The following is an 18,931-nucleotide window of genomic DNA, read 5'->3' as shown; positions in this document are numbered from 1 at the left end:
CACGGCGCCTGCGCCATTGCGCCGGGCGCCGTCATTTCACTTTTCGCACTGACCGAGGACCCCCATGGCTCGTTCCGTCTATAAATGCATCGAAGGCCACACCGGCGGCATGCCGGTTCGCATGGTGATCAGCGGCGCACCGGCGCTCGAAGGCGCCGACATGAATGCCCGGCGGCTGCACTTCGTCGAGCACCATGACTGGCTGCGCAGCGCTTTGATGCTCGAACCCAAAGGCCACCCGAACATGTCGGGTACGCTGTTCTACCCGCCGCTGTCGGCCAACGCCGATTTCAGCCTGCTGTTCATCGAAACCTCCGGCTGCCTGCCGATGTGCGGCCATGCCACCGTGGGTTCGGTTACCTTTGCCATCGAGGCGGGGCTGGTCGAGCCCAAAACCCCCGGGGTGGTGGTGATCGACGTGCCTGCCGGGCAAGTGACCGCCCGCTACAGCTTCGATGGCGAGCGGGTGACCGGCGTGCGTTTCACCAATGTCGCCTCGTTCCTGTTGCACAAAGACCTGAAGGTGAGCATTCCGGCCCTGGGCGAACTCACCGTGGACGTGGCCTACGGCGGCAATTTCTACCCGATTGTCGAGGTTCAGCCGAACTTCCCCGGCGCCGAGTGCTACAGCCCGGAGCAGTTGCTGCAGATGGGGCGGCAGTTGCGTGACCAGGTCAATCAGGCCGTGGAGGTGGTGCATCCTGACTTCCCGCTGATCCGTGGCGTGAAGCACTGCATGTGGACCGGTGCCGCGCAGGCCGAAGGGTCCGATGGGCGAGGCGTGGTCATTGCTGGCGACCACATCATCGACCGTTCGCCCTGTGGCACGGGCACCTCGGCCAGGGTGGCGCAGCGCCATGCCCGTGGCCTGCTCGAAGTGGGGCAGCCGTACCGGCACGAGAGCATCATCGGCAGCACTTTCATTGGCCGTGTCGAAGCCGAGACAGCGCTGGCGTCGGGGTTGCAGGCGGTGTTCCCGAGTATCGAGGGGCGTGCCTGGATCACTGGCCGCAGCGAGCACTACGTGGATGAGTCAGACCCTTATGCCACCGGCTTCAGCCTGGAAGACTTCCGGCCTTAGCGGCAGGTATGGAGTTGCCGGGAGAGGGGTTGTAACCTGAATGGCAGCCTTCGGTAGCCCAGTGTCGGCACTTTGTCGACACCTGGGTGCTGAGGTATAGTGCGTCTTTGCAGTCAGGCCTACTCGCGTTGCCTGCCCCCTAGGAACCCGGAACATGGCCAAAGTTACAGAACCACAAGCTCAGAAAGCAACCGGCGCTTCGCGCGTCTATGCCGTGCTGCGCGATGAAATCCTCACCATGAAACTGGCGCCGGGCACGGCGCTGGATGAAATCGGGCTGTCCGAGCGCTTCGACCTGTCGCGCTCGCCGATTCGCGAGGCCCTGGTGCGTTTGTCGGGCGATGGCTTGGTGTCGATCCTGCCCAACCGCAGCACCATCGTTTCGCAGATGGATTTTCGCCGTATCCCTGAATTTCTCGATGCCCTCGACCTGTTGCAGCGGGTGACCACCCGCTTGGCGGCCTTGCACCGCTCGGCGCTGGAGCTGGCCGACATGCGCACGGCACAGAAGGCGTACGAAAAAGCCATTGCCAGCTGCGTGAAGAATGGCACCAGCCAGGCGATGATCGAGAAGAATTACGAGTTCCACATGGCCATCGCCAAAGGCGGGCACAATGTGTATTTCGCCGACCTGTACCGGCGTTTGCTGGAGGAGGGCAGGCGCATGCTGCATTTGCACTTCGAGTTCCAGACCTTGGATGAACACATGACCGCCGAGGAAATCGGCCGCGACCATGCGCAGATCGTCGACGCCATTGCGGCGAAGGATGCCGACCTTGCCGAGGAGTTGGCCCACCAGCATGCCGCCCAGTTCAAGGGCCGGTTCATGCAGTTCCTCGACCGCAACATCACGGCGAGCATGAGCCTGAACTACCCGCAGGCCTGAAGCAAGCACCGCGGTCCGCCCCTGGTGGTAGGAGCGAGCGCAGCTCGCGATGGGCTGCAAAGCAGCCCCAGCGTGATGAGCTGCGAAGCTGAAGACCTGGGGCCGCTGCGCGCCCCATCGCGAGCTGCGCTCGCTCCTACCGGGGGCGGCGCAGGCCTGGAGATGGGCGCTGGATCGGCAGGCCAGGGTTGCGGTGTAGGTCAATCGGTGGTGTTCGCGTATCGCATTTTGGGCACCCACGCATTGCTGCGCGGTGGCTGGCAATATTCCCTGCGCGACAGCGCAGCCCGCGAACACCGGCGTAGCCGGTGCAATCCGCCGCGTCGCCTGCTTCGCGGGCCGCTCCCACAGGACCCGGTAGGAGCGAGCGCAGCTCGCGATGGGCTGCAAAGCAGCCCCGGCATCCTGTGCTGCGAAGCTGAAAACCTGGGCCGCTGCGCGCCCCATCGCGAGCTGCGCTCGCTCCTACCGGGGCGGCGCTGGCCTGGAGATGGGGGCCATCAGGTGGCCGGCTTCACCACCGAATTCATCACCCCACCCACCGCCCAATCCGAACGGGCATATTCGCTGATGATCACCTGAATGTGCTCCTCCGGGCACCGGGCGATTCTCGACGTCTCCCGCGTCAGCACCTCGGCCAGCTCGTTCTTCTGCTCCTGCGACCTACCGGCCAGCAATTCGACTCTCACTATCGGCATCTGAAAACCCTCATTCCAATCGGTTATGCAGCTGTTTTTTGCGTTTTTTAAGTCGACCAAATGTCGACATCAATGCTGTTCCTGATAACTTTTCCTGTCAATAACCCATCCCGTCGACGTGTCGTTTTTGAATTTTTCAGTTTTTTAAAACATTAAAAATCAATGAGATAACAAAAACCTCATACGAATCTGCGACAAGCACGGTTGACACATGTCGGCATTAGGTCGACAAAATAGATCCAGACGAAACGGCACATGGCAGGCACGAACGGCCCGCACTTTCGGACTCAGCCGAACCCACTGCCTGTCGAGATTTCGCGATACGACATACCGCGCACTCACTGAACGGATGGACTGCATATGGCAAGCGCACGCATTGGCGTTGATATTGGTGGCACGTTCACCGACCTGGTTCTGCTCGATGACCAAGGCCAGGTCACTTTCACGAAGGTATCGTCCACCCCGGCGGCGCCCGAGGAGGCCGTGCTCACCGGTGTTGCACGCATCCTGGAGCAAGCGGGGCTGGCCACCAGCGACGTGACCGAGGTGTTGCACGGCACCACCGTGGGGTCCAACACCATGCTGCAGAAAGTCGGCGCCAAGTGTGGCCTGCTCACCACCAAGGGCTTTCGCGATGTGCTGGAAATCGGCCGGGTGCGCACCCCCACCATGTTCGACCTGTCCTGGGACAAGCCCGTACCCCTGGTAGAGCGCCGCTACCGCTACGAGATCGATGAGCGCGTACTGGCCAGCGGCGAAGTACTGCGGCCCACCCCGGTTGACCAAGTGCTCGAAGCCGGGCGCTTCTTCCAGAAAGAAGGGGTCGAGTCAGTCGCCATCTGCTTCATCAACGCCTACAAGAACAAGGCCAACGAAGCCGCCGCGCTGGAAGCCTTCCAGCAGCACTTCCCGGATATCAGCGTGACCGCCTCGATTTCCGTACTGCCGGAAATGCGCGAGTACGAGCGCACCTCCACCACCGTGGTCAACGCCTACGTGCTGCCGGCCCTGCGCACCTACCTGCAACGCCTGGAGTCGGGCCTCAAGCGCATTGGCGTTAAAGCGCCGCTGCTGGTCAGCAACTCCAACGGCGGCCTGTCCAGCGCCAGCATCGCCCAGGACACCCCGGTGTTCTTCATCTCCTCCGGCCGCTCGGCCGGTGTGGTGGGCGCCGGCCGCCTGGGCCAGGCGCGCAACGACAAGGACCTGGTGGTGTTCGACATGGGCGGCACCACCGCCTCGGCCTCGCTGATCCATAACGGCGAGCTGGCCCGCACCAACGAGTATGAATTCCGCGCCGGTATCTCCACGCCAAGCCGCTTCATCAAGGCCGGTGGCTACATGATGCGGGTGCCCACCATCGACGTGGCTGAAGTCGGCAGCGGCGCAGGCTCCATTGCCTGGCTCGACGCCGGTGGCCTGCTCAATGTCGGCCCGGTGTCCGCCGGTGCCTTCCCGGGGCCTGTGTGCTACGGCATCGGTGGCGAGAAGCCGACGGTAACCGATGCCAACGCCATCCTCGGCTTCCTGCCCCAGAGCCTGGCCAGCGGCACCATGCAGCTGAACATCGGCGCGGCGCGCGACGCCGTCGAAACCCTGTTGGCAGGCCCCCTGGGCATCAGCGTGGAAGAGGCCGCGGTGGGGATCCGCGAGGTGGTCAACGTCAACATGGCGCGCACCATCAAGGCGGTCACCGTCGAGCGCGGCGTCGACCCACGTGACTTCACCCTCACCGCCTTCGGTGGTTCCGGCCCGGTGCATGCCTGCGACCTGGCCCGCGCCCTGGACATGAAGCGCGTGGTGTTCTCGGCAGCCCCCGGGGTGTTCACCGCCATGGGCATGCTCGCCGGTGCAGTGGAGCGCTACTTCGTTCACCCCTCGCTGCAGCAACTGGACGCCCTCGACCTGGCGGGCCTTGACCAGCAAATCGCCAAGATGCGCACCCAGGCCCAACAGGCGCTGGCCGCCGAAGGCTACAGCGCCGACCGCATCGAGTACGTGTTCGACCTGGACATGCGCTTCCGTGGCCAGGACTACGAATTGCCGGTGCGGGTGCCGGCCAAGCTGGACGAGTCAGCCCGCGCCCAACTGCGCAGCGACTTCCTGGCAGCCTACACCGCCATGTACGGCTATGCCTCCAAGGACGCCATCGAGTGCGCCAACCTGCGCCTGCTGGCCCGCGGCGTTGCCACCAAGACCCTGGACTTCAACGACCTGCGCACCCGCAAGGGCCAGGAGCAGGCCGCCGAACGCAGCAGCCGCAAGGTGTACTTCGACCGCCAGAGCGGCTGGGTCGATACGCCCATCCTGCCGCGTGCGGCGCTGACCGGCGAAGTGGTGGGCCCGGTGATTCTGGAAAGCACCGACACCACCATCGTCATTCCACCTCGCTGGCGCGCCACCGTCGATTCGATCGGCAGCGTAATCGCCACCCTTGCCTGATATTTGCGGAGCAGCCATGACCCAACGTAACGTTGACCCCATTACCTTCGCCGTCGTCAAGAACGCGCTGGACACCATTGTCGATGACATGGCCTTCGCGGTAATGCGCACCGCGCGCTCGCCCATCATCCGCGACGTGCTCGACTATTCGGTAACCATGTGCGACGCCGCCGGGCGCATCCTGGCCCAGGCCAAGACCGTGGCCCTGCACCTGGGCGCGGTGCCCGATGCAATCGATGTGATCATCGCCAAGTACGCCAACAATGTTGCGCCGGGCGATGTGATCATTCTCAACGACCCCTATGAAGGCGGCATGCACCTGCCGGACATCTTCATGTTCAAGCCGATCTTCTTCAAGGAGCGGCTGCAGGGGTTCTCGGTGGTGATCGCCCACCACTGCGACGTCGGTGGCCGGGTGCCAGGCTCGAACGCCGCGGACTCCACGGAGATCTTCCAGGAAGGCCTGCGCATTCCACCAACCAAGCTCTACACCCAAGGTGTGGAAAACGAGACGCTGTTCGAAATCATCAAGAAGAACGTGCGCCTGCCGGACCTGGTGCTGGGCGACCTCGGTGCCCAGCTGGCCACCTGCAACATCGGCGAGCGTGAGCTGGTGCGCCTGTTCGACCGCTACGGCGAGCAGGGCCTGCGCGATTACTTCGATGAACTGCTCGACTACGGCGAGCGCCTGACCCGCAAGGCCATCGAGGCCTGGCCGGACGGCACCTACGAATTCCTCGACCACATCGACAACGACGGCTTCTGTGAAACGCCAATTCCGATCAAGTGCGCCGTTACCGTCAAGGGCGACCGCCTGTCGGTCGACTTCGCCGGTTCCTCGCCGCAAGTGCGTGGCGCGATCAACTCGACGCTGTCGTTCGTCAAGTCGGCCACCTACCTGAGCATCCGCTGCGCGCTGGACGCCGATGTGCCGAACAACGCCGGGGTTTACCGCTGCATCGACATCACCGCGCCGCAAGGCTCGATTCTCAACCCGAACATGCCGGCCCCGGTGGCGGCACGTGCCCTGACCGGCTACCGGGTGGTGGACTGCGTGCTCGGCGCCGTGGCGCAGATCGCGCCGAAGAAAGTGATGGCAGCAGGTGAGGGCGGCAATACCGTGATTGCCCTGAGCGGCTACGTCGAGCAGTCGACCGAACCCTACATCCTGGTCGACATGATCAACGGCGCCTGGGGCGGCCGGCACAACAAGGATGGCATCGAAGGGGTCACCAACCCCTCGCAGAACATGTCGAACATGCCCATCGAAACCCTTGAGGCCCGCTACCCGATCGTCATGGAGGCCTATGGCTTTGCCACCGATTCCGGCGGTGCCGGCGAGTACCGCGGTGGCCTGGGCCTGGTGCGCGAGTACCGCATCCTGTCCGAGGAAGTCGTTGCGCAGATCCGCTCCGACCGCGCCGTGCACGCACCCTACGGGTTGTTCGGCGGCAAGCCTGGCGCCTGTTCGGCCAACTACCTGCGGGTCAACAACGAACTGCAGCCACTGCCGAGCAAGTTCACCATGAACCTGGGCCGCGACGCGATCATCCGCCATGAGCAGGCCGGTGGCGGCGGCTATGGCGACCCGCTCAAGCGCAGCTTCGAGCTGATCGAGCAAGACCTTGCCAACGGCAAGATCACCCAGGCCTATGCCGAGCGCTTCCACGGGGTGGTGTTCAGCGGCGGCAAGCTCGACCGGGCGCACTCCCAGGCGCGTTGAGCGCCCGTTGAGTGGGGCGCGGCAGGCAGTTGCCGCGCCCATTGAAAGCACACACGAACGCCAAGCAAAGGTGGGCATATGGCTCAAACACTGAAACAACGGCTGGCTGCACTGGGGCATGAGTACCCCGATGCGCCCAAACCCGGCGCCAACTTCGCCGCCACGCGCCAGGTGGGCAACCTGCTGTACGTCTCGGGGCAGGTGCCGGTGGCCGGCGGGGTCGACCGCTTCGTTGGGCAACTGGGCGGTGAATTGTCCCTGGAGCAGGGCCAGGCGGCGGCGCAACTGTGCGCCTTGAACATCCTGGTGCAGGTGGACCGGTTCGTCGCCGGGGATTTTGCCAAGGTGGCCGGTTGCGTGCGCCTGGGCGGTTTCGTCAACGCGGTACCGGGGTTCGCTGACCATCCCAAGGTGCTCAACGGCGCGTCCGACCTGATTATCGGCGTGCTCGGCGACAGCGGCCGGCATGCCCGTGCGGCCGTGGGCTGCAGCTCGTTGCCGCGCAATGTGGCGGTGGAAGTGGAGGCGATTTTCGAACTGGCCAGCACTGCCGGGCACGCGCAGTAACCGCTCGCCCCGCTGCTGCAGCGGGGCATTGAAAAAACAAGAACAACACGAGAGGTTCGAACCATGATTCAGGTCATTCAACCGTGGCGCCAGGCGCTGGCAACCGTTGCCGTGCTCGGCGCCCTGGTACTGGGCACACCCGCCCAGGCGGCGCAGGACGGCACCTGGGCCGAGGTACGCCAGGCCGGTGTGTTGCGCTGCGGCGCGGCGGTTTCCCCGCCCTATGTCATGCGTGACTCGAAAAGCGGCGAATACAGCGGCGTGTTCCCCACGCTGTGCCGCCAGTTCGGCGAAGAGGTGCTGAAGGTCAAGGTCGAGTTCGTCGACAGCAACTGGGACAGCATCGTTGCCGGGCTGCAGTCACAGAAATGGGATGTGTCGGTGTCGCTCAACGACACCCCGCAGCGGCGCCAGGCCATCGCCTTCACCGAGCCTGCCGTGGATTACAGCATCAACTTCACCTACAACCAGAACAACCCGAAACTGCCCCGGCAGATCAACAGCCTGGCCGACATCGACAAGCCTGCGCTGAACATCGTGGTGATGTCTGGCACGGCCGCCGACAAAGCCATTTCCGCTGAGTTCAAGCAGGCCAGGATCATGCGCCTGCCGGGCTTCGATGAAACCCGCCTGGCCCTGATGTCCAAGCGCGCCGACCTGCTGGCCGACGACAACATGACCAACCAGCTGCTCACCGCCGCCCATGGCGACTGGGCCACCACCTTCACCCCGATGCCTATGCTGGGCAAGCAGGGCATCGCCTTTGGCCTGCGCAAGGAAACCCCGGCGGCGGACATCGATGAGTTCAATGCCTTCATCGCCCGCAAGAAAGCCGACGGGGCCATCGATGGCCTGGTGCAGGCCAGTATCAAGGCATCGCTGGCGCAAGCGCGATGACGGCGGGGTGGGCGCCTGCGCGCGGCCACCGGTGAATTGGTCAGTTCCATCAGGCGCGCTGCGCTGCGAGGAAAATCCCATGTTCTCAACGGAAATCAAAGCTGTGGCTCCCTCATCCCTTTCCGCTCAGGGTGTTACCCCGTTGACGGCGGCTGGCGACTTCGTCCAGTTCCGCGACGTGTATAAATCGTACGGTGAAAGCCTGGTGGTCATGGACGGCCTGAACCTGGACATGCGCGCCGACGACCGCCTGGTAATCATCGGCCCCAGCGGCAGCGGCAAGAGCACCTTGCTGCGGGTGATGATGGGCCTGGATGACATCCAGCGCGGGCAGATCAGCTTCCAGGGCCAGCCCTACATCAATGGCGCCGGCAAGGGCCGCGCGCGCATCGACGCCGGCCTGCAGAAGCGGATCGGCATGGTGTTCCAGCACTACACCCTGTTCCCCCACCTGTCGGTGCTCAGCAACCTGATTCTGGCACCGGTGAAAATTGCCGGGTTGTCCAAGGCCGAGGCCACCGAGCGCGCACGCAAGTACCTGGCGCGCCTGGGCCTGGAGAGCAAGCTCAACGCCTATCCCAGCCAGCTGTCCGGTGGCCAGAAGCAGCGCGTGGCGATCGCCCGGGCGCTGATGCTCGAACCCAAGCTGATGCTGTTCGACGAAGTGACCTCGGCGCTGGACCCGGAAATGGTCATCGAGGTGCAGAACGTGATGCTGCAGTTGGCCGAGCAGAAGATGGCCATGATCATCGTCACCCACGACATGCATTTCGCCCGCGACATTGCCACCCGGGTGGTGTTCTGCGCCAACGGCAAGGTGGTCGAGCAGGGCCCGCCCGCGCAGATGTTCACCGCCCCCAAGCAGCCGCGGACCCGGGAATTCCTGGAGAAAGTCCTTCACCTGGAGTGAGACAGGCCATGCATTACCAATTTGATTTCGCGTTTTTGCAGCACAGTGTCGGGGTGCTGTTCGAAGGCCTCAAGGTGACCCTCCAGCTGGCGCTGGCGGCCAACCTGATGGGCCTGGTGCTGGGCTTTCTGCTGTGCCTGCTGGTGATGAGCCGCTGGGCCATCCTGCGCTGGCCGGCGCAGCTGTTCATCGAGTTCTTTCGCTGCACCCCGGCGTTGCTGCAGATCGTCTGGTTCTTCTACTGCATCCCGATGATGGTCGATGTGTTCGTCGACCCCATGCTGATGGGCATTCTGGCCCTGGGCCTGAACCTCACGGCGTTCAATGCCGAGGCCTACCGGGCCGGGGTGCAGGCGGTGCCACGCGAGCACCTGGATGCCTGCACGGCGCTGGGCCTCAAGCCGTTTCACCGGACCTTCTACGTGGTGCTGCCACAGGCCCTGCGTTCGGCCTTGCCGGTGCTGCTGACCAACGGCATCGGCTCGCTGCAACAGAGCGCGCTGGTGGCCATCGTCGCCATCTCCGACCTGATGTACGTGGCCAAGGGCCTGGCCACCGATGCCTACCGCCCGCTGGAAACCTACTCGGTGGTGGCGCTGGTGTACTTCGCCCTGTCGCTGCCGATTTCCAAACTGGCCCACCTGATCGAGCGTCGCCAGGACGCTGCGATGCAACGCTAGGGGAGGGGAGAGCATGGACCTGAATTTTTCCGCGGTGCTGCCGTTCTGGAGCGTGCTGCTCGAAGGCCTCGGCCTGACGGTGGCCTTCACCTTCGGCTGTGCGCTGCTGGGCAGCCTGCTGGGCTTCATCCTCAGCCTGCTGAAACGCTCGCCCTCGCGCTGGGTGGCTTGGCCGGTGACCCTGTTCGTCGAGTTCTTCCGTGGCACGCCGCTGCTGATCCAGCTGTTCTGGATCTTCTTCTGCCTGCCGGTGGTGTTCCGCCTGGCGATTCCGGCCTACGCCTCGGTGGCCATCGCCCTGACCTTGTTCATGGCGGCGATCACCTGCGAAACGTTCCGTGGCGCGCTGAAGTCGATCGCCAGCGAGCAGCACGACGCCTGCGTGGCGCTGGGCCTGAACCGTTCGGTGAAGACGCTGTACGTGATCTTCCCGCAGACGCTGCTGCGGGCGGTGCCGCCGCTGCTGTCGAACGTGGTCAGCCTGTTCAAGGAGAGTGCGCTGATCTCTTCGGTGGGCGTGGCCGACCTGATGTTCGTGGGCCAGAACATCTCCAACAGCACGGCGCGGCCGATCGAATTCCTCACGGTCACCGGGCTGATCTACTTTGCCATCGCTTTCCCGCTGACGCGCCTGGTTGGGCTGGTTGAACAGCGCATGTTGCGCCGTTACGCCTACTGACCATGTCGCTGACCGACCTCTTTCGCTGCATGGGAGTGCTTGAGTTGAACACTGGATTACCTTCGCAAGATGCGGCGCAGGCCGCTCCGAACAAAGGCCCTGCCGTGGTGGTGGGGGGCGGCATCGTGGGTATCTGCTGCGCGCTGTCGCTGCAGCGCGACGGCCATCACGTTACTTTGGTGGACCCCGCCGCACCCGGCGACAGCACCGCCAAATGGAGCTGCGGGCAGATCTCGCTGGGCGAGATCATTCCGCTGTCCAAGCCGGGCATCCTCAGGAAAATCCCGGGCTGGTTGCTCGACCAGACCGGCCCCTTGGCCTTGCGCCCGGCTGCGCTGCCGGGGCTATTGCCCTGGTTCCTGCGCTTTGTGGGCAATGCCCAGCATGAGCGCATCGTGCAGATCGCCACGGCCATGGCGTCGCTGACCCACCACGTGCTGGGCGACTATGCCCGCCTGCTTGAAGGCCTGGAAGACAAGGGCCTGCTGATTCAGCGCCCGGTGCTGCAGGTGTTCGACAGCTCGGCAGGCGTTGAGCGCGAGCGCGGCCACAATGACATTCGCCGCTCGCTGGGCTTCAACAGCCAGGTGCTGAACGCGGCCGAGATCGCCGACCTGGAACCGGTGCTGGCGGGCAAGTTCGCCCACGGCATCCTGTTGCCGCAGTGGCGTTTCGTCAGCGATACCGAAGGCTTCATGGTGGCGCTGACTGAGCGATTCATCGCCCAGGGCGGGCGCCGGGTGCGGGGCAAGGTGGCGCGCCTGGACGAGGCGGGCGGGCGTGCCAGCGGGGTGACCCTGGAAAGCGGCGAACGCATCGCTGCCGAGCACCTGGTACTGGCGGCAGGCGCTGGCGCCCGGGCGTTCTTCGGCCAGTTGGGGGTAAACGTGCCGCTGCAGCCGGTGGCCGGCTACCAGGCGCTGGTGCGCGATGCCGGGGTCAGCTTCAACCATTCGGTGATCTACGGCGACGGCGGCTTCTGCTTCACGCCCATGGCCCGTGGCCTGCAGATCGGCGGCACCATCGAGTTCGCCGGCAACAGCCAGCGGCCGAACTTCAAGCGCGCGCAGATCATCCTCGACAAGGCCCGGCGCCTGCTGCCGCAGCTGCACACCGACAACGTCGAGTTCGGCGTGGGCTACCGGCCGCTGTTGCCCGATACCAAGCCCATCATCGACCGCTGCCGGCGCCTGCCGAACGTGTTCATGGCCGTTGGCCACGGCCAGTTGGGGCTGACCTTGGGCGCCACCACCGGCCGGCTGATTGGCGACCTGGTGGCCGGCCGCACGCCAGGGCTGGACCTGGCGCCGTTCAGCGCCTACCGCTTTGGCGGGGACCCCGCCCAGGGCAACCCGGACTACAAACGTTTCAGCGAAAACCTTCAGAGGTAGAACAGCATGCGTTGGAAAAAATCGCTTCAAGTTGTCGGGGTGCACTGTGAAGGTGAAATCGGCAAGGTCATCACCGGCGGGGTGGTGAACATCCCTGGCAAAACCATGCTCGACAAGATGAACTACATCAACGAGGTCGACGACAGCCTGCGCAAGCTGGTGGTGCTGGAGCCCCGTGGCTGCCTGCAGATGTCGGTGAACCTGCTGCTGCCCCCCACCCACCCGGACGCCCATGCCGGCTTCATCGTGCTGCAGGCCGACAAGGCCCACCCGATGTCGGGCAGCAATTCCATTTGCGTGGTGACCACCCTGCTGGAAATGGGCATGGTGCCGATGCAGGAACCGGAAACCACCGTGGTGCTCGATACCCCGGCGGGCCTGGTGACGGCGCGGGCGGCCTGCAAGGATGGCCGCTGCCTGAGTGTGTCGCTGGACATGGTGCCGGCCTTCGTCGAGCAACTGGACGTTGAGGTGGAAACGGCCGAGCACGGCGTGATCCGGGCCGACCTGGCCTTTGGCGGCGTGTACTACGCGCTGGTGGATGTGGAGCAGACCGGCCTTACCATCGAGCCACGCCATGCCCGGCAACTGGCCGACCTGGGGGTGGCCCTGCGTGAGCAGATCAACCGCCAGTTCCGTGTGCAGCACCCGTTGTACCCGCAGATCGACCAGGTGGCCTACGTGATGTTCCGCAGCCGCGTCAGCGACAGCGCCTACCAGACCTGCACCACCTTGCCCCCAGGCCGGGTCGACCGCTCGCCCTGTGGCACCGGCAGCTCGGCCAACCTGGCCACCCTGGCGGCCCGTGGCCTGGCCGAAACCGGTAGCCAGTTGACCTCGCATTCGATCATCGGCAGCGAGTTCAAGGTGCAGATGCGCGGCACCAGCGAAGTGGCCGGCCGGCCCGCCGTGCTGCCGCGCGTGCAAGGGCGCGCCTGGATCTACAGCATCGAGCAGCATGGCGTCGACCCGGACGACCCGCTGGCGGGCGGCTTCATGCTCAGTGACACCTGGGGCGAAGGCTTCCCCGGCGCGTGACCCGAACCGCGCCCCCCACGCCTAGGCCTGGGGTGGCGCCAGCGTCTTCATCAGCATTTTCAAGGAGTCTTCAATGACCACTGGGAACACTCGCGTCTTTTTCATGGTGGCAGACCCGATCGAGCAGGTGCGCACACCGGAAATCTTCAACAAGGTGCTGCCGCTGTGTGGCATCGATGCGGTCATGGTGCCGTTGCAGGTGGCCCCGGAGCACCTGGTCGATACCGTGCGGGCGCTGTTCCGCTCCAAGACCACTGCCGGCATGGTGCTGTCGATTCCGCACAAGACCGACGCCGCCGGCCTGGTGGACACGCGCAGCAAGATCGCCAGCACCGCCAATGCGGTGAATGCCATTCGCCGCAACGCCGACGGCAGCCTTGAAGGGGCACTGTTCGATGGCCTGGGCTTCGTCAAGTCGCTGGACCGCTACGCCATGCCCTACGAGGGCAAGCGCGTGCTGATCATCGGCGCCGGTGGGGCAGGTTCGGCCATCGCCACCTCCCTGGCCGCCGGCGGCCCGGCGCAGATTGCGGTGTTCGACCCCGACACCGCCAAGGCCCGCCAGGTGACCGACGCGATCCGCGAGCACTTCGGCATTGCCGCGCTGGTGGCCACCAGCAACGACCCGACCGGGTTCGACCTGGTGATCAATGCATCGCCCCTGGGGCTGAAGGCGGGCGACCCGCTGCCCTTGCCGGTCGCGGCCCTGCAGCCTGGCACGCAGGTGTGCGACATCCTCATGAAGAACCAACCCACGCCATTGTTGCAGGCGGCCATCAAGCAAGGCCTGCAAGTGCAGCCAGGGTTTGACATGTTGATTCTGCAAACCCCGTTGTTCTTCGAATTCTTTGGCCTTGAACAAGTTGCCAATTACTTGCGCACCGATGATTCGGCCGTGCGCGAAATGTTGTTCCCCAAAGAACTGTACCGGCTGGTAGAGCCAGCCTGAGTGCGCGCCGGCCATTGCTGATGGCCCGGAGCAGGTAGCTGAAGCCCGTTCGGGCAAAGGCCCTTGGCGTGATTTGAATGTGTTTTTGCACGTGCCGGTTTCAAGGCACGGCGGCCCCGTGCGCGTGCGAAACGGCCCCGGGCAGGGTTCAGGCAACAACTCGTTAGTGCTGGGTTGACCGGTGTTCGACTTACTTGATGCAGGAATTGAAATGAACAAAATCCGTAATTTCAGGGATTTGCTTGAAGTTGGCGATATTCCCTCGCGCCAGGTCGTGCTTGCAGTGGCCGACCAGACACTGACCCGCCTGGACGGCTATGAGCGCATTCGCAGCATCATGCGCCTGGAGGGGAATGTGCTGCATGTGGGGGCGAAAAGCTGGGACCTTTCGCGCAAGCGCAATGTGTACCTGTTCGGTGCCGGCAAAGCCTGCAACCACATGGCCATGGCCGTGGACCATGTGCTGGGCGAGCGCCTGACCCGCGGCATTGCCATCGTCAAGATTCACGAGGCCAGCGACCGTTTCCACAAGACAGAGGTGTATGTAGGCGGCCATCCGCTGCCCAACGAGGAAGGCTACCGCGCCTCCCAGGAAATCATCCGCATCATCGAGCAGGCGAACCAGGATGACCTGTTCATCGCGGTGATCAGTGGCGGCAGCTCGGCGCTGATGTCGTGCCCGCGCGAGGGCATCAGCCTGCAGGACGAAGTCGACGCCACCGACGTGATGCTCAAGTCCGGGGCCGGCATCTACGAGATCAACGCGGTGCGCCGGCATATCTCCGCGCTCAATGGCGGCATGCTGGCCAAGCGCATCGAGGCTATCGGCGCCGAACTGATCGGCATCGGCATCAGCGACGCCGTTGGCACGCCCGCCACCGGCGATATCGGCCAGCCCTACACGGCCTACAAAAGCACGCCCATTGGGCCGGATGCCACCACCCTGGACGATGCCCGGGCGACGATCGTCAACTTCAACCTGGCCGACAAGCTGCCGCGCAGCATCGTTCATTACCTGAACACGGTGGGGCCGGAAGGGGAGACGCCCAAGGCATTCCCAGGCAACACCTACTACCTGCTCAACACCCTGCCGGACTCGTGCATCTATGCCAAGCAAGCGTGCGAGGCGATGGGCATTCCGGCCTTGATCGTGTCGTCGTTCCTGGAAGGTGAAAGCCGCGATGCCGGCACCTTCATGGCCGCGATGGCGCGGGAAATCCAGGCCTACGGCAACCCCATCAAGCCGCCTTGCGTGCTGCTCAGTTCCGGTGAGGTGACCACGCAGATTCTCGACAATGCCCTTATCAAGGGGCACGGCGGGCCGGGCCAGGAAATGGCCGTGGGTTTCGCCATTGCCGCCGCCAAGGCGCCGGGCGCCTGCCTGCTGTCCATCGACAGCGAAGGTACCGACGGCACCACCCGAGTGGCCGGGGGGATCACCGATTCGCAGAGCCTTGCGGCGGCGACGGCCCAGGGCATCAACCTGTACCAGGCCCTGCGCGAGCACAGCACCTATGAAGCGCTCGAAGCCATCAATGGCGCGATTTTCACCGGGAACACCGGCACCAACCTGTGCGACCTCAACATCGTCTACGTGCCTGCCCTGGGGGATAAATAAGATGGCTGACAAGATCGTATCGGTGCTGGCCCAGCAGATCATCGACTGCAAGTGCCGGCCAGCCGTGGAAGTGGAAATCCGCACCGAAAGTGGCGCCGTGGGCCGGGGGGCCGCGCCTACCGGAACCTCGGTGGGCATGCACGAGGCCTTCGTGCTGCGCGATGGCGACTTCTCGTCCTATGGCGGCCTGACCGTGCATAAGGCCGTGGAGGCCGTGACCCAGGTGATCGCCCCGGCCATCATCGGCCTGGACGTCAACGACCAGCGCACCATCGACCAGGTGATGATCAACCTGGACGGTACTGCCGACAAGCACGTACTCGGTGGCAATGCCATCTATTCCACCTCGATCGCCGCGTTCCGCGCCGCCGCCGATGCCAAGCGCATTCCGCTTTACAACCATATCGCCGGTGGCGCCATCGGCACCGTGCCAGTGCCTTGCTTCAACGTGGTGAACGGTGGCAAGTACAGCGGCTTTACCCAGGCGTTCAACGAGTTCCTGATCGTCCCCTACAAAACCACCCGCATCGACCATGCGGTGGAGATGGCCGTGGCGGTGTTCCAGGCGCTGAACGACGTGCTCACCGAGTACCTGGGGCACAAGCCGGCGGTGGCTAGCTCCTACGGCTACGCCGCGCCCTCGGACGACCCGGAAGTGGTGCTGCGCCTGATGCGCCAGGCCATCGAACGTACCCCGTACCGGGGCGCGATCGCCTTTGCGCTCGATTGCGCATCAAGCGAGTTCTACGACAAGCAAAACGGCACCTACCTGCTCAAAGGGCAGCGGGTGACGGCCGCCGAGCTGATCGACTACACCCGCCAGCTGACCGAGCAGTTCGACTTTGTGTTCATCGAAGACTTGCTGGATGAAAACGACTGGGACGGCTACCAGCGTGCCAAGCGCGAACTGGGGCGTACCTTGATTCTGGGGGACGACCTCACGGTCACCAACCTGGGCTTCCTGCAGAAGGCCTACGACCTGCAGGCCGTGGACGGCTTCATCCTCAAACCCAACCAGGTCGGCACCATCAGCGAGGCGCTGGACGCGTACCGCTTCGCCGCCCAGCACGGCATGATCGCGGTGCCGTCGGGGCGTTCCGGGGGCGTGGTCGACGACGTGGTGATGGACCTGTCCGTCGGCCTGCAGGTGCCGTTTCAGAAGAACGGCGCGCCGCGCTCTGGCGAGCGTATTGAAAAACTCAACTTCCTGATGCGTGCCAGCGCCCGCAACGCAGGCTGCCGCCTGTTCGACATCCAGCCGCTGCTGCGTTTCTGACCCGAACGTTCCTCCCTACCTAGCGAGAAGACATCATGTACCCGAAGATCGATTTCACCTACCTGTCCGAAGCCGACATGATCGCTGCCGGCGTACTGGATGCCGAGCGTTGCGTGGCTGTGTGCGAAGAGACGTTCAGCCTGCTCGGCAAGGGCGATTACCTGATGGGCGGCGCCAACCACAACAGCCATGGCCTGAACATCGTGTTCCCCAAGGAAAGCCGCTTCCCCAACATGCCGGTGGCAGGCCCGGACCGGCGCTTTGCGGCCATGCCGGGTTACCTCGGCGGGCGCTTCGATGTGTGCGGCAACAAGTGGTACGGCTCCAACCACGCGAACATGGAAAAGGGCCTGCCGCGCTCGGTGCTGACCATGATGCTCAACGACAAGGACACCGGCGCCCCGCTGGCGCTGATGTCGGCCAACCTGCTCAGCGCCGCGCGCACCGGCGCCGTGCCGGGCGTCGGCGCCAGGCACCTGGCCAACCCCGACAGCAAGCGCCTGTCGGTGGTTGGCTGTGGCCCGATCAACAAGGCCTGCTTCTCGGCGATCATCACCCAGACCAAGGCCGTGGAAGAGGTGGTGTGCTTCGACCTGTTCCTGGAAAAGGCCAATGAGTTCGCTGCCTGGGTCACGGAAACCCATGGGATAAAAGCCCGTGGCACCGACGACACCGAAGCGGGCTTTCGTGATGCCGACGTGATTACCGTGGCGGCCTCGCGGCTCAAGCCGCTGTACTTCAAGGACGAGTGGATCAAGGCCGGCGCCACCGTGCTGGTGTCTGGGCCGGTGAACACCGATGAGTCGTTCCTCACCAGCGCACGCATCGTCTACGACCACACCCAGCTGCACGAGGCCTATGTGGAGGACGCGGTGGCTTCGGGCAACAAGGACGGCTACTACGGCGGTGTGATCGGCGGCCCCCTGTACCGCCTGATCGACGCCGGCAAACTGCCCGCGCTGACCGAGTCCACCGGCCTTGGCGATATCGTCAACGGCCACAAGGCCGGCCGCACCCAGGCGTCGGACCGGGTGATGTTCATTGCCTGTGGCATGGCAGTGTTCGACATCAGCTGGGGCTACGAGGTGCTGCAGAGCGCCCAGGGCAAGGGCATCGGCGCGCGCCTGAACCTGTGGGACGTGCCGCACCAGGGCTAACCCGCGCCTGGCGCGGCGGTTGCCGCGCCAGGGCTGCAGGCGCCGTACCCCAATACCAAAACAAGGAAGCCTTGCATGAACCAGCAGCTCGATCTCTCGCGTTTTGCCATCAACCAGATCACCACGCCGTCCTGGTCGATGCCCCAGGCCATCGAGGGCTATGCCCGTGAAGGGGTCAGCGGCATCGCCGTCTGGCGGCACTTCCTGGACGACTACGGTGTGGCGCCGACAGCCCGCCACTTGAAAGATGCAGGCATGTGGGTGGCTTCGCTGTGCACCAGCGCCTGGTTCAACGACGCCGCCTCGGCAGGCGGCATCGGCAAAGGCATCGCGGCCAACCGCGCCATCCTCGACCAGGCCGCGCAGATCGGCGCGCCGTGTGTGGTCATGGTGGTGGGCGCCATGCCCGACGGCGAGAAGGACATCGCCGGGCACCGCGCGCGCATCCGCGATGCCCTGGGCGAACTGGCCCCCTATGCACGGTCGGTTGGCGTCAAGCTGGGCCTGGAGCCGCTGCATCCGATGTATGCCGGAAGCCGCAGCGTGTTGAACCGCATGCAGGACGCCAACGACCTGTGCGACTGGCTGGGGGACGCGGCCAGCATCGTCGCCGATGCCTACCACTGCTGGTGGGACCCTGATTTCGAGGCCGAACTGCGCCGCACCGGCAAGCAACGCCTGAGCACCTTCCACCTGTGCGACTGGCTGGCGGACACCCGCAACCTGAAGGACCGCGGCATGGTCGGCGACGGGGTGATCGATTTCGCCCGGCTGCGCAGCGTACTGGATGAAATCGGCTACGACGGCCCGTTCGAGCTCGAACTGTTCTCGGAGCTGGACTGGTGGCGCCGGGCGCCGGAAGAAACCGTGCGCATCGGCGTGCAGCGCTGCGCGCCCTTCGTCGGCCCGCGCGTTCGCTAGCCCACCCACTGCACTGCC

Annotated in this window: 17 protein-coding genes; 16 read left to right on the top strand and 1 reads right to left on the bottom strand. The window is 64.6% G+C overall.

Annotated elements, in window-relative coordinates; translation table 11 throughout:
- Positions 1 to 64: 64 nt before the first annotated feature.
- Both F3J45_RS01280 and F3J45_RS01275 read left to right on the top strand, forming a co-directional pair.
- Positions 65 to 1,081 carry a 4-hydroxyproline epimerase gene (locus F3J45_RS01280; RefSeq protein WP_167055979.1) on the top strand — a complete coding sequence of 339 codons (1,017 nt, stop codon included), beginning with the start codon at positions 65 to 67 and terminating at the stop codon, positions 1,079 to 1,081.
- Positions 1,082 to 1,235: 154 nt separating this feature from the next.
- Entirely contained in the window at positions 1,236 to 1,967 is a 732-nt protein-coding gene (locus F3J45_RS01275; RefSeq protein ID WP_167055976.1) for a GntR family transcriptional regulator, read from the top strand.
- A 500-nt stretch (positions 1,968 to 2,467) separates the two neighbouring features.
- Here F3J45_RS01275 and F3J45_RS01270 read toward each other — a convergent pair whose 3' ends face one another.
- A complete protein-coding gene (locus F3J45_RS01270; RefSeq protein ID WP_167055973.1) occupies positions 2,468 to 2,665 on the bottom strand; it encodes a 2-hydroxymuconate tautomerase in 198 nt (65 codons plus the stop codon).
- A gap of 360 nt (positions 2,666 to 3,025) precedes the next feature.
- Between F3J45_RS01270 and F3J45_RS01265 the strand changes: the two genes are divergently transcribed.
- The 14 genes from F3J45_RS01265 to F3J45_RS01200 all read left to right on the top strand — a co-directional run bounded on the left by F3J45_RS01265 (position 3,026) and on the right by F3J45_RS01200 (position 18,913).
- Positions 3,026 to 5,107 (top strand): hydantoinase/oxoprolinase family protein, encoded by a 2,082-nt coding sequence (locus F3J45_RS01265; RefSeq protein ID WP_167055970.1) that lies wholly within the window; start codon positions 3,026 to 3,028, stop codon positions 5,105 to 5,107.
- A 16-nt stretch (positions 5,108 to 5,123) separates the two neighbouring features.
- Positions 5,124 to 6,830 (top strand): hydantoinase B/oxoprolinase family protein, encoded by a 1,707-nt coding sequence (locus F3J45_RS01260; RefSeq protein ID WP_167055967.1) that lies wholly within the window; start codon positions 5,124 to 5,126, stop codon positions 6,828 to 6,830.
- Positions 6,831 to 6,908: 78 nt separating this feature from the next.
- Positions 6,909 to 7,397 (top strand): RidA family protein, encoded by a 489-nt coding sequence (locus F3J45_RS01255; protein WP_167055963.1) that lies wholly within the window; start codon positions 6,909 to 6,911, stop codon positions 7,395 to 7,397.
- 63 nt (positions 7,398 to 7,460) lie between these two features.
- On the top strand, positions 7,461 to 8,294 hold the full coding sequence (locus tag F3J45_RS01250) for an ABC transporter substrate-binding protein (protein WP_167055958.1): 834 nt from the start codon (positions 7,461 to 7,463) through the stop codon (positions 8,292 to 8,294).
- Between the two features lie 211 nt (positions 8,295 to 8,505).
- Positions 8,506 to 9,204, top strand: coding sequence for an amino acid ABC transporter ATP-binding protein (locus F3J45_RS01245; RefSeq protein WP_240164506.1), 699 nt, complete (start codon positions 8,506 to 8,508; stop codon positions 9,202 to 9,204).
- Between the two features lie 8 nt (positions 9,205 to 9,212).
- Positions 9,213 to 9,884: an amino acid ABC transporter permease gene (locus F3J45_RS01240; RefSeq protein ID WP_167055952.1), complete on the top strand. Its 672-nt coding sequence runs from the start codon at positions 9,213 to 9,215 to the stop codon at positions 9,882 to 9,884.
- A 13-nt stretch (positions 9,885 to 9,897) separates the two neighbouring features.
- Positions 9,898 to 10,563, top strand: a complete 666-nt coding sequence (locus tag F3J45_RS01235) for an amino acid ABC transporter permease (RefSeq protein ID WP_167055949.1) — start codon at positions 9,898 to 9,900, stop codon at positions 10,561 to 10,563.
- A 44-nt stretch (positions 10,564 to 10,607) separates the two neighbouring features.
- Positions 10,608 to 11,954: an FAD-binding oxidoreductase gene (locus F3J45_RS01230; protein WP_240164498.1), complete on the top strand. Its 1,347-nt coding sequence runs from the start codon at positions 10,608 to 10,610 to the stop codon at positions 11,952 to 11,954.
- A 6-nt stretch (positions 11,955 to 11,960) separates the two neighbouring features.
- Positions 11,961 to 12,992, top strand: a complete 1,032-nt coding sequence (locus F3J45_RS01225) for a proline racemase family protein (protein ID WP_167055944.1) — start codon at positions 11,961 to 11,963, stop codon at positions 12,990 to 12,992.
- A 73-nt stretch (positions 12,993 to 13,065) separates the two neighbouring features.
- Positions 13,066 to 13,941 (top strand): shikimate dehydrogenase, encoded by an 876-nt coding sequence (locus F3J45_RS01220; RefSeq protein WP_167055940.1) that lies wholly within the window; start codon positions 13,066 to 13,068, stop codon positions 13,939 to 13,941.
- Between the two features lie 211 nt (positions 13,942 to 14,152).
- Positions 14,153 to 15,559 carry a glycerate kinase gene (locus F3J45_RS01215; protein ID WP_167055937.1) on the top strand — a complete coding sequence of 469 codons (1,407 nt, stop codon included), beginning with the start codon at positions 14,153 to 14,155 and terminating at the stop codon, positions 15,557 to 15,559.
- A gap of 1 nt (position 15,560) precedes the next feature.
- Positions 15,561 to 16,835: an enolase C-terminal domain-like protein gene (locus F3J45_RS01210; protein WP_167055935.1), complete on the top strand. Its 1,275-nt coding sequence runs from the start codon at positions 15,561 to 15,563 to the stop codon at positions 16,833 to 16,835.
- Between the two features lie 35 nt (positions 16,836 to 16,870).
- The gene (locus F3J45_RS01205) at positions 16,871 to 17,992 is read left to right on the top strand and encodes a tyramine oxidase subunit B (protein WP_167055932.1); all 1,122 of its coding nucleotides are present in this window, start codon (positions 16,871 to 16,873) and stop codon (positions 17,990 to 17,992) included.
- A gap of 75 nt (positions 17,993 to 18,067) precedes the next feature.
- Positions 18,068 to 18,913 carry a sugar phosphate isomerase/epimerase gene (locus tag F3J45_RS01200; RefSeq protein ID WP_167055929.1) on the top strand — a complete coding sequence of 282 codons (846 nt, stop codon included), beginning with the start codon at positions 18,068 to 18,070 and terminating at the stop codon, positions 18,911 to 18,913.
- Positions 18,914 to 18,931 lie beyond the last annotated feature (18 nt).

The organism is Pantoea sp. Ap-967 (assembly GCF_011752565.1).
GTDB lineage: Bacteria > Pseudomonadota > Gammaproteobacteria > Pseudomonadales > Pseudomonadaceae > Aquipseudomonas.
Note: the sequence above shows the minus strand (reverse complement) of the source record. Positions and strands in the feature narration are given on the sequence as shown.